Annotated in this window: 12 protein-coding genes; 9 read left to right on the top strand and 3 right to left on the bottom strand. The window is 70.0% G+C overall.

The features are described from left to right. The 6 genes from ybgF to ACT6XY_RS19990 all read left to right on the top strand — a co-directional run. Positions 1 to 527, top strand: a 527-nt coding sequence (gene ybgF / locus ACT6XY_RS20015; RefSeq protein ID WP_444750065.1) for a tol-pal system protein YbgF, incomplete at its 5' end; no start/stop codon positions are given. Beyond that, positions 514 to 1557, top strand: a complete 1044-nt coding sequence (gene tilS, locus ACT6XY_RS20010; RefSeq protein WP_444750064.1) for a tRNA lysidine(34) synthetase TilS — start codon at positions 514 to 516, stop codon at positions 1555 to 1557. The genes ybgF and tilS, both read left to right, overlap by 14 nt. Positions 1558 to 1748: 191 nt before the next feature. Next, positions 1749 to 3668, top strand: coding sequence for an ATP-dependent zinc metalloprotease FtsH (gene ftsH / locus ACT6XY_RS20005; protein WP_444750063.1), 1920 nt, complete (start codon positions 1749 to 1751; stop codon positions 3666 to 3668). Positions 3669 to 3861: 193 nt separating this feature from the next. Beyond that, positions 3862 to 4980, top strand: coding sequence for a mandelate racemase/muconate lactonizing enzyme family protein (locus ACT6XY_RS20000; protein WP_444750062.1), 1119 nt, complete (start codon positions 3862 to 3864; stop codon positions 4978 to 4980). A 159-nt stretch (positions 4981 to 5139) separates the two neighbouring features. Further along, positions 5140 to 8034 carry an EAL domain-containing protein gene (locus ACT6XY_RS19995; RefSeq protein WP_444750061.1) on the top strand — a complete coding sequence of 965 codons (2895 nt, stop codon included), beginning with the start codon at positions 5140 to 5142 and terminating at the stop codon, positions 8032 to 8034. 107 nt (positions 8035 to 8141) lie between these two features. After that, the gene (locus ACT6XY_RS19990; RefSeq protein ID WP_444750060.1) at positions 8142 to 9152 is read left to right on the top strand and encodes an aldo/keto reductase; all 1011 of its coding nucleotides are present in this window, start codon (positions 8142 to 8144) and stop codon (positions 9150 to 9152) included. A gap of 10 nt (positions 9153 to 9162) precedes the next feature. Here ACT6XY_RS19990 and ACT6XY_RS19985 read toward each other — a convergent pair whose 3' ends face one another. From ACT6XY_RS19985 to ACT6XY_RS19975, 3 genes are all read right to left on the bottom strand, one after another. Beyond that, positions 9163 to 9672, bottom strand: coding sequence for a hypothetical protein (locus ACT6XY_RS19985; protein WP_444750059.1), 510 nt, complete (start codon positions 9670 to 9672; stop codon positions 9163 to 9165). Positions 9673 to 9750: 78 nt separating this feature from the next. Then, entirely contained in the window at positions 9751 to 10923 is a 1173-nt protein-coding gene (locus ACT6XY_RS19980) for a GGDEF domain-containing protein (protein ID WP_444750058.1), read from the bottom strand. 179 nt (positions 10924 to 11102) lie between these two features. After that, a complete protein-coding gene (locus tag ACT6XY_RS19975) occupies positions 11103 to 11390 on the bottom strand; it encodes a hypothetical protein (protein WP_444750057.1) in 288 nt (95 codons plus the stop codon). Between the two features lie 158 nt (positions 11391 to 11548). Between ACT6XY_RS19975 and ACT6XY_RS19970 the strand changes: the two genes are divergently transcribed. The 3 genes from ACT6XY_RS19970 (at position 11549) to ACT6XY_RS19960 (ending at position 13195) form a co-directional block, all read left to right on the top strand. Further along, positions 11549 to 12253: a phosphatase PAP2 family protein gene (locus ACT6XY_RS19970; RefSeq protein ID WP_444750066.1), complete on the top strand. Its 705-nt coding sequence runs from the start codon at positions 11549 to 11551 to the stop codon at positions 12251 to 12253. 94 nt (positions 12254 to 12347) lie between these two features. Continuing rightward, on the top strand, positions 12348 to 12560 hold the full coding sequence (locus ACT6XY_RS19965) for a hypothetical protein (RefSeq protein WP_444750056.1): 213 nt from the start codon (positions 12348 to 12350) through the stop codon (positions 12558 to 12560). 2 nt (positions 12561 to 12562) lie between these two features. Next, the gene (locus ACT6XY_RS19960; protein WP_444750055.1) at positions 12563 to 13195 is read left to right on the top strand and encodes a disulfide bond formation protein B; all 633 of its coding nucleotides are present in this window, start codon (positions 12563 to 12565) and stop codon (positions 13193 to 13195) included. Positions 13196 to 13422: the final 227 nt, after the last annotated feature.

Below are 13422 nucleotides of genomic sequence, written 5' to 3'. Positions count from 1 at the left end.
GTGGGGGCGCCGCTCCCCTCGACCTCGGCCAGCTCGCCGGCCGTGCAGCCGCCGATCCGACGCTCGAACCCGGAGCGCCGCGCTCGGCCATTCCGGGCGCGGTTCCCTCGACGGGCAGCACGGGGACTCAGGCCGTCATCGCCGCCTCGCCGCGCGACGAGTACAACGCGGCTCTCGCCCTCATCCAGCGGCGCGACTACGAGCAGGCGGAGATCGCCCTGCGGGGCTTCCTGCAAAACCACCCGCGCGACCGGCTGGTCGGGGATGCGACGCATCAGCTTGGCGAGACCATGTTCCAGCGCCGCCAGTACCGCGAGGCGGCCGAGCAGTTCCTGAAGGTGTCGACCGACTATCCGCGCACGGCGCGGGCGCCGTCCAGCCTGCTGCGCCTGGGACAGTCGCTGAATGCCCTCGGCGAGCGCGAGGCCGCCTGTGCCGCCTATGCCGAGTTCAACCGCAAATATCCGAACGCCAACGCTTCGACCAAGACCGCCGTGGTGAGCGAGCAGCGCCGTGCCAGCTGCTGAGGGCGGGGCCGCCGCGCCTCTTGCCGACGGCGACATCCGCGACCTTCTCTCCTCCCTTCCGACCGAAGCCCCGCTGCTCCTCGCCGTGTCCGGCGGGCCGGATTCCTATGGGATGATGGCCGCCTTCGCCCGCTGGCGGGACCTCGGCGGGGTGGTGCCGCCCCTCTCGGTCGCACCAGTCGACCATGGCCTGAGGCCCGCGGCCGTAACCGAGTGCGCCGGCGTCGTTACCGCCGCGGCGGGCCTCGGCTTTGTCGCGACGTGCCTGCGCTGGGAAGGCGACAAGCCGGCGAGCGGGTTGCAGGAGGCTGCCCGCGAGGCGCGCTACAGCCTGCTCGCCGCCCATGCCCGGGAGATCGGGGCGGGCGCGATCGTCGTCGCCCATCACCTGGAGGATCAGGCCGAGACGGTCCTCATGCGTCTGGCGCGCGGATCAGGCCCCCTCGGCCTCAAGGGCATGGCCGCGGCTACCGTGCGGGACGGAATGCCGATTCTGAGGCCGTTCCTCTGGGTGCCGAAGGCGCGCCTCGCGGCGACGGCGCGGGCCGCCGGGCTCGTGCCCTTCGACGACCCCTCCAACCGCGACCCGGGTTTCACGCGCGTCCGGCTGCGGCAGAAGCTGCCGGCGCTCGCGGAAGAGGGGCTCGACGCCGAACGCCTCTCGATCCTCGCCGGGCGGATGCGGATGATCGAAGAGGCGCTCGCCCGCCACGCCGCCGATCTCGACGCCGCCTCGCGCCAGCGCAGCGTGGTTCCGGGAACCGTGGTGTTCGACGGCGCGGGGTGGCTGGACAGGCCCTTCGTCGACGTCCAGCAGCTCTTGGCGGCGGTGCTTCGGGAGGTTGCCCCCGACGGGGCTCGGGAGCGGCTGGAGGCGCTGGAGGCGCTGACCGGCGCGGTTCTGATGGCGATCGCCGAGGGTGGCCCGTTGCGCCAGACGCTGCAGGGGGCGCTGGTGACGGTCACCGCCGCCGGGCGCGTCATCGTGGCGCGTGAGCCGCCGCGCCAGTCCGCCCGTAGGACGGACTAAGGATCGGTTGACCGCAAAAGGCCACGAGGCACAAAGCCTCACCCGGGCGGTGCTTCTGCTCCTTGGCAAGACCCCCGCGCGCTCCTACATTGGTACGGGTAAGGGTTATGCCGCACGACGCATGAGCATGAGCATGGCTTGCGCGCCATTTCGGCGCCTCGCGGCGGCGACACCCTAGGGATGGACAAGCGATGAACTCCAATTTCCGCAATCTGGCCCTGTGGGTGATCATCGTCCTGTTGCTCCTCGCGCTCTTCACGCTGTTCCAGAGCCCGCAGCAACGAGCCGGTTCGTCCGACCTGCCGTTCTCGCAGTTCCTCTCCGAGGCCGATGCCGGTCGCGTCCGTGACGTCACCATCCAGGGGCCGGAGCTGACCGGCCATTACACGGACGGCCGCACCTTCCAGACCTATGCCCCGCCGTTCCCCGGCCTGACCCAGCGACTCGTCGACAAGGGCGTGCAGGTCCAGGCCCGCGCTCCCGGCGAGCAGGTTCCGTGGTTCGTGGCGCTCCTTGCCCAGTGGTTCCCGGTCCTCCTGCTGATCGGCCTGTGGATCTTCATGTCGCGCCAGATCCAGGGCGCCGGCGGCAAGGCCATGGGCTTCGGCAAGTCGAAGGCGAAGCTCCTCACCGAGGCCCACGGCCGCGTCACCTTCGAGGACGTGGCGGGCATCGACGAGGCCAAGCAGGACCTTCAGGAGATCGTGGAGTTCCTGCGCGACCCGCAGAAGTTCCAGCGTCTCGGTGGCCGCATCCCGCGCGGCGTGCTGCTGGTCGGCCCGCCCGGCACGGGTAAGACCCTCACCGCCAAGGCGGTGGCGGGCGAAGCCAACGTGCCCTTCTTCACCATTTCGGGTTCCGACTTCGTCGAGATGTTCGTCGGCGTCGGCGCATCCCGCGTCCGTGACATGTTCGAGCAGGCCAAGAAGAACGCGCCCTGCATCATCTTCATCGACGAGATCGACGCGGTCGGCCGCCATCGCGGCGCCGGCCTCGGCGGCGGCAACGACGAGCGCGAGCAGACGCTGAACCAGCTGCTCGTGGAGATGGACGGCTTCGAGCCCAACGAGGGCATCATCATCATCGCCGCCACCAACCGTCCGGACGTGCTCGACCCGGCGCTGCTGCGCCCGGGCCGCTTCGACCGGCAGATCGTGGTGCCGAACCCGGACGTGAACGGCCGCGAGAAGATCCTCAAGGTCCATGCCCGCAAGGTGCCGCTGGCCCCCGACGTCGACCTCAAGATCATCGCCCGCGGTACCCCCGGCTTCTCCGGCGCCGACCTCATGAACCTCGTCAACGAGGGCGCGCTGCTCGCCGCCCGCCGTGGCAAGCGCATGGTCACCATGTCCGATCTCGAGGACGCCAAGGACAAGGTGATGATGGGCGCCGAGCGCCGCTCGATGGCCATGAGCGAGGAAGAGAAGAAGCTCACCGCCTATCACGAGGCGGGCCACGCGGTCGTCGGCCTCAATGTCAAGGCCGGCCTCCCGGTCCACAAGGCGACCATCATCCCGCGCGGCCGCGCGCTCGGCATGGTGAAGTTCCTGCCCGAGGGCGACCGCTACTCGATGAAGTACAAGGAATATACCTCGCATCTGGCGGTGGCGATGGGCGGCCGCGTCGCCGAGGAGATCACCTTCGGCAAGGAGAACGTCACCTCCGGCGCCGTCGGCGACATCGACCAGGCGACCAAGATGGCCCGCGCCATGGTCACCCGCATGGGCTTCTCCGAGGAGCTCGGCATGGTGGCCTATGGGGACAACCAGGAAGAGGTCTTCCTCGGCATGTCCATGGGCCGGCAGCAGAACATCTCCGAATCGACCGCGCAGAAGATCGACAAGGAAGTGAAGCGGCTGGTTCAGGAGGGCTACGAGGAAGCCAAGCGCATCCTCACCGAGAACCACGACGCCTTCATCCAGGTGGCCGAGGCGCTGCTCGAGTACGAGACGCTGTCGGGCGACGAGATCAAGGACCTGCTCGCCGGCAAGCCGCCGGTGCGCGACGCCGAGCCCGACAAGAACCAGCCGCGCCACTCCGCCGTGCCCTCGGCCGGCAAGGGCCGCCGCCCGGCCAACGACGACGGGCTGGAGCCGCAGCCGCAGGCCTGAGGCTTCGGCGACAGACGGATAGGGGAAGGCGGGCAGCGATGCCCGCCTTCGTCGTTTTGGGGGGCTGCGTCCTTCTCCCCAAACTTCATTAGCCAGCCGAGGCAAGCGCCGATGGCAGGCGCCTCTCTCCTCCGGCGCCCTTGAGCCCCGCTCCGGCGCCGCCCACACTGCCGCCCTCAACCGGGGCCGCCCCATGACCATCGCTCGCATCGAGCCCTTCATCCTGCACGTGCCGGTGACGGGCTCCTCGATCTCCGACTCCACCCACACGCTGTCGCACTGGGGCGTCGTCGGCTGCCGCATCCACACGCGCGACGGCCGGGTCGGCACCGGCTTCACCGGTACCCATGCCGATCTCGCCGGCGACCGGCTGATCGCCCGCTGTATCGGCACCTCCGTCGCAGATCTCCTGGTGGGCGAGGACGAGCGCGACGTCACCCGCCTCTGGCAGAAGGTCGCCCGCCATCCGCCGCTGCAGTGGATCGGCCGCGCCGGCATCGCCCATCTCGCCCTCGGCGCCGTCGACGTGGCGCTCTGGGACCTCAAGGCCAGGGCCGCGGACCTGCCGCTCTGGCGGCTGCTCGGCGGGGCGACCTCGGAGCGGCTGACCGCCTACAACACCGATATCGGCTGGCTGTCACTCTCCGACGAGGAGCTGCTCTCGGGCGCCCGCCGGGCGGTGGAGGAGGAGGGATTCCGTGGCATCAAGGTCAAGGTCGGCTCGGCGGAGATCGGCCGCGACATCGACCGGCTCGCGGCCGTGCGCCGGGCCCTCGGCGACCGCATCACCATCGCCACCGACGCCAACGGCCGCTGGGACCTCGCGACCTGCCTGCGCTTCACGCGCCGTGCCGCCGGCCTCGACCTCCTCTGGTTCGAGGAGCCGCTCTGGTACGACGATGTGGAGGGCCACGTGCGGCTGGCGGCCGACGGCGGCATTCCCGTGGCGCTCGGCGAGCAGCTCTATACGGCGGAGGCCTTCTTCGACTTCATCCGCCGCGGCGCCATGCACTACGCCCAGCCCGACGTCGCCCGGCTCGCCGGTATCACAGAGTACATCCGCGTCGCGGAAGCCGCCCATGCGGCGCGGCTGCCTGTGGTGGCCCATGCCGGCGACATGGGGCAGGTCCATGCGCACCTGTCCTTCTGGCATCCCGCGACGTCCTCGTTCGAATACATTCCCTGGATCGCCGCCTGTTTCGAGGAGCCGGTCACGGTGAGACACGGCGACCTCGTCAGGCCCGAACAGCCGGGGGCCGGCACGTCGATCCGGCCGGAGGCCTTCGATCGCCACGCGAAAACGCTGGACTAGCCGCCAAAACGGTACCGGGACCCTTGCTCCGCGGCCTGCGGCGCGGCTAAGTCAGCGCTCGTGCATGTGAACAGGCGCCGCAATGGCGCCACAAGCGGGGCTCATGGCGTGACGCCTGTTCCAGAACCAGTGGTCACGACAAGGCTCCGACTGTTCCGCGTGCGATACATCCGCGTCCTCCTGCGTTCCCTCGTGCTGCTGCTGGCGCTCGCCTGCGGCCTGATCGCCGGTACGCCGGCGGCCGAGGCCGCCGATCCCGTGGCGGTCACCTCCGGGTCGCCTGCGATCAATCTCGGCCGCGCCGTCACCTTCGTTCCCGGCGAGGGCGACCGCGTCTCGGTGCCGACCGCGCCGGGCAGCGACGGCATCGTCCGCCGCATGGAGGTGCGCCAGACGCGCACCGATTCGAGCGCCGTCTGGGCCGTGTTCACCCTCGCCAACGCCACCGACGAACAGGTCGACCGGCTGATCGTCGTGCCGCATTACCGGCTGATCCGCTCCGGCCTGCTGCGTCCCGATCTCGGCGCCCAGCGCCTCGTCTCGCTGACGCCGAGCCAGGGCTTCCGGCCCGAGCGGCAGAACGCGGTGGACCAGGACGTCTTCCTCATCACCCTCGATCCCGGCACGACGGTGACCTTCGTCGCCGAACTGCACGATCCGCGCATTCCGCAGATCACGCTGTGGCAGCCGGACGCCTTCAAGGACCGCGAGAACTCCTTCACCCTCTACCGCGGCATCATCCTCGGCATTTCGGGTCTCCTCGCCCTCTTCCTCACCATCCTCTTCGTGGTGAAGGGCTCGCTGATGTTCCCGGCGGCGGCGCTGCTCGCCTGGGCGGTGCTCGGCACGCTGGCCCTCGACTTCGGCTTCTGGACGCGGGTGATGGAGCTCGGGCCCGCGGCCGTCGCCTTCTGGCGGGCGGTGGCGGAGGCCATCCTCTCCGCGACGCTGATGATTTTCCTCTTCGCCTATCTCGACCTCAACCGCTGGCACGTGCGCTACACGGTGCTGATGGCGGTGTGGCTCGCCTTCGCGGGCGGCATGGTGACGGTCGCCTGGTTCGATCCGCCGATCGCGGCGGGCATCGCCCGGCTCGGCATCGGCGCTGTGACGATCCTCGGCACGGTGATCCTCGTCTACCTCTCCTTCCTGCGCTACGATCGCGCCATCAACCTCTTGCCGACCTGGGCGCTGTTCATGGTCTGGTCGGGCGCGGCGCTGCTCATGGTCTCGGGCCGCCTCAACAACGAGATCGCCGCACCCGCCCTTCTCGGCGCGCTGGTGCTGCTCGTCATGCTCATCGGCTTCACCGTGATGCAGCACGCCTTCTCGGGCGCCGGCGTGCCGCGCGGCCTCGTCTCCGACACCGAGCGCAAGGCCCTGGCGCTGACGGGCGCCGGCGACATCATCTTCGACTGGGACGTCGGCACCAACCGAATCTGGGTCGGGCCGGAGCTCGAGGCGCAGCTCGGCCTGAAGCGCGGCACCCTTGAGGGCGTCGCCACCAAGTTCATCGAGGCGCTGCACCCGGCCGACCGCGACCGCATCCGCTCCACCCTGGACACGGTGGTGGAGCATCGCCGCGGTCGCCTGGTCGAGGAGTTCCGCCTGCGCTCGGCCGACGGGCACTTCGTCTGGATCATGCTGCGGGCGCGGCCCGTCGTCGGCTCGGACGGCGAGGTGGTGCGCCTCGTCGGCACGCTCGCCGACATCACCGAGTTCAAGGCGGCGGAGGAGCGGCTGCTGCACGACGCGGTGCACGACAACCTCACCGGCCTGCCCAACCGCGAACTCTTCCTCGACCGGCTGGAAGCGGCGCTGATGAGCGGCCACGGCGACGAACCGCGCCGGCCGACGGTGCTCGTCCTCGACATCGACCGGTTCAAGCAGGTGAACGATTCCGTCGGCATCTCGGTCGGGGATTCGATCCTCCTCACCGTATCGCGGCGCCTCGCCCGGCTCCTCAAGCCGCAGGACACGCTGGCGCGGCTCAACGGCGACCAGTTCGGCATCATCCTCGTCTCGGAGCGCACGCCGGAGCGCATCACCGGCTTCGCCGAGACCATCCGCAAGGCGCTGCGCGCGCCCATCGCCTTCAGCGAGCGGGAGATCTTCCTCACCGGCTCCATCGGCATCGCGCTCGCCGACGGGACGCAGCGCAAGCGCGACGACCTCCTGAAGGACGCCGAGCTCGCCGCCTATCACGCCAAGCGGCTCGGCGGCGACCGCATCGAGGTGTTCAAGCCGGCCCTGCGCGCCCACAAGAGCGACCGCCTGGCGCTGGAGAGCGACCTCAGGCGGGCGCTGGAGCGCGGCGAGATCGCCATCGTCTACCAGCCGGTCGTGCGCCTCGCCGACCGCACGCTCGCCGGCTTCGAGGCGCTGGTGCGCTGGGACCATCCGCGCCTCGGGCGCCTGCCGCCGGCGGACTTCATCGCCATCGCCGAGGAGACGGGCCTGATCGTCGAGCTCGGGCTCTTCGTCATGGACCGCGCGGCGCGCCAGCTCGCGAACTGGCAGCAGCTCATGCCGCTGGAACCGCCGCTCTTCACGGCGGTCAACGTATCGAGCCGGCAGCTGCTGCGCCACGACCTGCTGCAGGACCTGAAGGGCGTGCTCGCCCGCTCCACGGTGGCGCGCGGCTCGCTGAAGCTGGAGCTCACCGAGAGCCTCGTCATGGAGAATCCGGAATATGCGGCGCAGATGCTGCACCGGATCCGCGAGCTCGGCGCCGGCCTGTCGCTCGACGATTTCGGCACGGGCTATTCCTCGCTCGCCTATCTCCAGCGCTTCCCCTTCGACACGATCAAGATCGACAAGAGCTTCGTGCGCGCCGACCAGCGCGGCGTGCGACCGGTGATCCTGCGCACCATCATCGCGCTCGGCCAGGACCTCGGCATGGAGGTGGTGGCGGAAGGCGCGGAAAGCGACGCCGACGCCGTCGAACTCTTCCAGCTCGGCTGCGACTATGCGCAAGGCTTCGCCTTCGGCGAGCCGATGACCGCCGACCAGGCGACGAAGCTGCTCAAGGCCGCGCTCGCCCAGGCGGCGTGACGACCGCGCCGGCCGGGTGGTTTCGCCGGGCCTCGCATGCAGGGGCGGTGCTTTTCTTTTGGCCGGAGGCGCGGCCTACTGTGCCGAAGTCACAACAGGAAACGCCCATGACGCCCCGCAATCTCGGCCGCTCCGGCCTCAAGGTCTCGCCCATCTGCCTCGGCACGATGATGTTCGGCGGCCCGACCGACGAGAAGGCCTCCGCCCGCATCATCGCGCGGGCCAAGGAGGCCGGCGTCAATTTCATCGACACGGCGGACGTCTATACCGAGGGCCGCTCGGAGGAGATCACCGGCCGCGCCATCAAGGCCGACCGCGCGCACTGGGTGCTGGCGACCAAGCTCGCCAACCCGACGGGGCCCGGCCCCAACGACCGGGGCCTGTCGCGCCTCTACATGATGCGCGCGGTGGAGGCCTCGCTGAAGCGGCTCGGCACCGACGTCATCGACATCTACTACCTGCACAAGGAAGACCACGGGACGCCGCTGGAGGAGACGGTCCGCGCCCTCGGCGACCTCGTCGCCCAAGGCAAGATCCGCCACTACGGCGTCTCCAACCACCGCTCCTGGCGCATCGCCGAGATCTGCAACCTCGCCGACCGCATGGGCATCGACCGCCCCGTCGTCAGCCAGCCCTACTACAACGCCATGAACCGCATGCCGGAGGTGGAGCACCTGCCGGCCTGCGGCTTCTACGGCCTCGGCGTGGTGCCCTATTCGCCGCTCGCCCGCGGCATCCTCTCCGGCAAGTACGACCCGAAGGCGCCGCCGCCGGAGGGCTCGCGCGCCGGCCGCGCCGACAGCCGCATGATGCAGACGGAATGGCGCAAGGAATCGCTGGTCATCGCCCAGAAGCTGAAGGCCCATGCCGAGAAGCGCGGCATCACACCGGGCCAGTTCGCCACCGCCTGGGTGCTGAACAATGCCTTCGTCACCGCGGCCATCGCGGGCCCGCGCACCATGGAGCAGTTCGAGGACTATCTCGGCGCACCGGGATACATGTTCACGAAGGCCGATGAGGCCCTGGTGGACCGGCTGGTGCCGGCGGGGCATCCCTCAACGCCGGGCTATACAGACCCGGCCTATCCGCTGGAGGGACGGGTGGCGCGGAGCGGGTGAGGAGCCTTCCTCACCGCAGCCCAGCACTCTCACCACAGGCCTGTGCATGCTCGGGTGCCGGCCGGCGCTCCAGCCGGAAGGTGGTGCAGCCCTCGGCCTGGGTGATCCGGCCGGAGAGGACAGCACCGGCGCGGTCCAGCGCGCCGGAGAGGCCGACCATCTCGTAGTCGCGCGGGCGGACGATCCAGCGGCCGCCAGCGAGCCTGAGGCTGCGCGTCGCGGGATCGAAGCGGCCGGTCTGGCTGAAGCAGCCGGTGGGAACGCCGGGATTGCTGGGGTCCGCATAGAAGTGGAAGGTCGCCCGCACGCGTCCGGCCTCGGGCTCTTCCACGGTGAGCGTCATGCCCGTCCGGCCCTGCAGGCAGACATAGCTGCCGGTCCAGGTGCCGGCGATGGCGGCAGGGGCGGCGGGCGCCGCGTCCTCGCGGGGGGCCTCGGCCTTGCCCTTGGTCTGGGCCCGTGCGCCGTCTGCTGCGACGAGCGGGAAGAGGCAGGCGAGGGCGATGAGGATGGGGCGCATGGAGCCTCCGCAGGCGCGCCGCCGGGGGGCGGACGAGCCCCGAATTCGCGCCGATCAGGCGGGCCGGGTCAAGCCCCTTCAGCCGGCGAGGCGGATGCCGTCCTCGCGCGCCACCACGCGGTTGCGGCCGGTGCGCTTCGCCTCGTAGAGGCAGGCGTCGGCGCGGTCGATGAGGTGGTCGAGGTCCGGCTTGCCGCCGGCGATGACCGAGACGCCGATGCTGATGGAGACGTGGACCATCTCGCCGCTCGCGCAGATGTCGAGGCCGGCGATGCGGGCGCGCAGACCCTCGGCGATGACGGCGGCGGTCTGGAGGGTGGTGTTCGGCAGCAGCGCGGCGAATTCCTCGCCGCCGAGCCGGCCGAAGGTGTCGGTGGGCCGCAGGTGGGCGCGGATGGTCTCCGCCACCTTGACCAGCACGGCGTCGCCGCCCGCGTGGCCGACCGTGTCGTTGATCGTCTTGAAGCGGTCGACGTCGATGACGAGCATGCAGGCCGGCCAGTGGTCGGTCTCCTTCACCAGCCGCTCGGCGGTGGCCATGAAGGCGCGGCGGTTGGGCTGGCCGGTGAGCACGTCGGTCTCGGCGGCGCGGCGATAGCGCTCCTCGGCGCGGTCCTTGATGAGCGAGAGCTGGAGGAAGGAGATCAGCGTCACGTGCACGAGGGATTCCATCATGATCAGCGTGACGAGGGGCGAGGCGTTGATCTCGTTTGAGGCCGGCACCGTGCTGAACAGCGGCGGCAGCATCCGGACGGTGAAGACGCAGCCATGGGCGGCGAGCCAGAAGGCGGCGGGCCGGCGGGTGACGAGGTGCTCGTCCTTCAGAGTCATCAGCGCCCAGGACGCCGTGAAGGAGGCCGCCGCGATGATCCCGGAATTGACGATCAGACGCCATTCCACGCTGGTGATGAAGGCCGGCCAGAGGCTGAGGGCGAGCCACGCCGCTCCCGGCGCCAGCACCCATGCCCACGGGGTTTTGCGCCGGCAGAAGTCCAGCGTGCCCTTGGCGTTGAGGCAGTAGGACAGGACGATCAGCGCGTTGCCGATCACCACGGTGAAGAGTTCCGGCATGAAACCGCGGAGCGACACCATGGCGGCGCCAACGCCGCCCATGATGTTGGCGATGCCCCAGGTGATGAGGCTGCGCTGGTCGTCGTTCTGGCGCGACGACAACAGGAGCAGCGCCCCGGTCGTCAGCGCGATCAGGACGACCGACAGGGCTATGGTCCGGGGACTCAGGAATTCGTGCACGGTGAACCTCGACCGGCCGCAGGCAAGGCAGGGCCGCCGGCCGGATAGGGCACTGTGGCCCCGAGACCTTTGCGCCTTCGTTAAGTCGGGCGCATTGCACAGGGATCAGTCGCGCAAAAAGAAACGGACCGGCCGAGGGGGCAGCCGGTCCGTTCTCCGTCAGCTTACGCGCAGCCGGGTCAGTACCAGCGGCACACGCGGAAGCCGCGACGGTTGATGAAGCAGCGCCGGCGGCGGCGCATGAAGCGGCGACGGCGGCGGACCCAGGGCGGGGGACGGCGCCAGCGCCGGCGCTGCATCTCCTCGGGCGTGCCTGCGGGAGACGCATCCGGCTGCAGCGCCGACCTGACGCCGGCGAGATCCGTGACCGGGGCAGTGGCAGTGGCAGCCTGGGCCCCGGTGAACGCGGCTGGGGTCATGACGGCAAAGCCGCCGACGAGGGCCGTCAGAAAAATCCGGCGTTCCATGTCGCTTCCTCCTCGAGAGAATGTGTCCAGCCCCGGACGTCAACACGGCGGTGCGCCGCCGGTTCCCAAGATCGGTCCCATTGTCACAGGGCCTCGCCCTTGACGCTCCGGCGGAGGGCGGCCAAGTCTCGCCCATGATGTTCCCCAGTTCATGGTCGATGCCGCGCGTGTTCCGTCTTCTGCGCGAGGAGATCGGTCTCGCCGTGGTCCTCGTGGTCATCGCAGGCGGCATTCTCGCCTTCCTCCGGCTCGCCGACACGGTGGTGGAGGGCGAAACGGAAGCTTTCGACAGGGCCGTGCTGCTGCTGTTCCGCAACCCCGCGGACCTCGCCCAAGCGCCGGGGCCGGCCTGGCTCGCAGGGGTCATGCGCGACATCACCGCCCTCGGCGGGCTGGCCGTGCTGACGCTCATCGTCGCTGTGACGACGTTCTATCTCGTTCTCGTGGGCAAGCGGGCGGCCGCCCTCTTCGTGCTGGCGGCGGTGGCGGGCGGCACGGTCCTCAGCCACGGCCTGAAGATGCTGTTCGACCGTCCACGGCCGGACCTCATCCCCAATGCGCCGCTCGAGTTGACCGCGAGCTTTCCCTCGGGCCACGCCATGATCTCGGCGGTGACCTACCTGACGCTCGGCGTGCTGCTGACCCGCCTCGACGCACCGCGCCGCGTCCATGCCTATTTCCTCGTCGTCGCAGTGGTGATGACGGTGCTGATCGGCATCAGCCGCGTCTATCTCGGCGTGCACTGGCCGACCGACGTGCTCGCCGGCTGGTGCCTCGGCTCGGCCTGGGCGCTGTTCTGCTGGCTGGTGGCGCTCTGGCTGCAGCGGCGTGGCCAGATCGAGCGCTCCGGCGACCGCGCCTGAGGCCCGGCATCGCCACCGAACTTGACCGGTTCGGCCCGCCCGTCGCAGGCTGGGCGCTGCGGGCGAGGGGCCCGCCGGACAGCCTTCCGGGGGCGTGACGGTCATGATGGTGGCGGTGTTCGCGACGCTGGTGCTCGCCATCCTTCTCGGGCAGTTCGGCCCACGTTGGGCGGCGCTCGCCAGCCTCTTCGCCTGCCTGTGCCTCTTCGTCTGGCTGTTCCTCTTCGAGATCTACAGCCCGGAATACGGCTTCCGCCTCCCTTGGCTCCAGGTGGGGCCCGGGCCCTTCCTCCCGCTGGAGGGTTGACCATGCTCGGCGGATCCGTCGCGGTCGACTTGCCCATCACCCGCATGGAGCGGCTGGCGGCGGGGCTGAACTATCTCTTTCTCGCGGGCATGCTGGTCGCCATCGCTGTCGTGCTCACCGCCGCCATGGTGATGCAGTTTGCGAGGGGCGAACTCCCGTGCCCGCTCTGCCTGCTGCAGCGGGTCGCGCTGTTCGGCGTCGCCTTCGCGGTGATGCAGAACTTCCGTGCCTTCTCCCATCGCAACACGGGGATCGGCCTCCTCTTCGCGCTGCTGCTGCTGATCGTCTCGGTGCGCCAGACGCTGCTCGATATCGTGCCGCGGCCGGACCACGCCTATGTCGGCTCGGCGATCCTCGGCCTGCACATGCCGGTCTGGTCGGTCATCATCGCCACCGTGCTGATCGCGGCCCAGGCGATCGCCCTCGCTCTGTTCGGTGGCGAGAGGCGGGTGGCGCGGCTGCACGTGGAGGCGTTTCCTGCCCTCGCGCGCATCGCCGATTTCGCGGCGGCCTATCTCATCGTGCTCGCGGTGATCAATCTCGCCGCGGTCGTGGTGCAATGCGGCTTCGGCGCCTGCCACACGGACAGTTACAAGCTTCTCCGGCTCGGCGTGGAGGGCCTGTGGGCGCCATGAGCCCGGCGGCGTCCCCGTCGAAAGAGAAAGCCCGGCGCGAGGCCGGGCTTTCCTGAGCGTTTGTCGAAGGCCGTCACCAGGCCGGGCGGCGGCAGACCCACTCGCCCCAGCGATTGTAGAAGCAGCGCCGGGGAGCCACATAGACCGGCCCGCCCCAACCACGGCGGAAGCCCGGACGGAAGCCGGGCCGCGGACCGAAGCCCGGCCGGAACCCACCACCACGGAAG

The organism is Phreatobacter sp., from assembly GCF_052440005.1.
Taxonomy (GTDB): Bacteria; Pseudomonadota; Alphaproteobacteria; order Rhizobiales; family Phreatobacteraceae; genus Phreatobacter.
Note: the sequence above shows the minus strand (reverse complement) of the source record. Positions and strands in the feature narration are given on the sequence as shown.

What these genes read in the sequence shown, in the direction of transcription:
- ftsH (WP_444750063.1), top strand. Translation starts at nt 1,749, where the DNA reads ATGAACTCCAATTTCCGCAATCTGGCCCTGTGGGTGATCATCGTCCTG.
- ACT6XY_RS20000 (WP_444750062.1), top strand. Translation starts at nt 3,862, where the DNA reads ATGACCATCGCTCGCATCGAGCCCTTCATCCTGCACGTGCCGGTGACG.
- ACT6XY_RS19990 (WP_444750060.1), top strand. Translation starts at nt 8,142, where the DNA reads ATGACGCCCCGCAATCTCGGCCGCTCCGGCCTCAAGGTCTCGCCCATC.
- ACT6XY_RS19985 (WP_444750059.1), bottom strand. Translation starts at nt 9,672, where the DNA reads ATGCGCCCCATCCTCATCGCCCTCGCCTGCCTCTTCCCGCTCGTCGCA.
- ACT6XY_RS19975 (WP_444750057.1), bottom strand. Translation starts at nt 11,390, where the DNA reads ATGGAACGCCGGATTTTTCTGACGGCCCTCGTCGGCGGCTTTGCCGTC.
- ACT6XY_RS19970 (WP_444750066.1), top strand. Translation starts at nt 11,549, where the DNA reads ATGCCGCGCGTGTTCCGTCTTCTGCGCGAGGAGATCGGTCTCGCCGTG.
- ACT6XY_RS19960 (WP_444750055.1), top strand. Translation starts at nt 12,563, where the DNA reads ATGCTCGGCGGATCCGTCGCGGTCGACTTGCCCATCACCCGCATGGAG.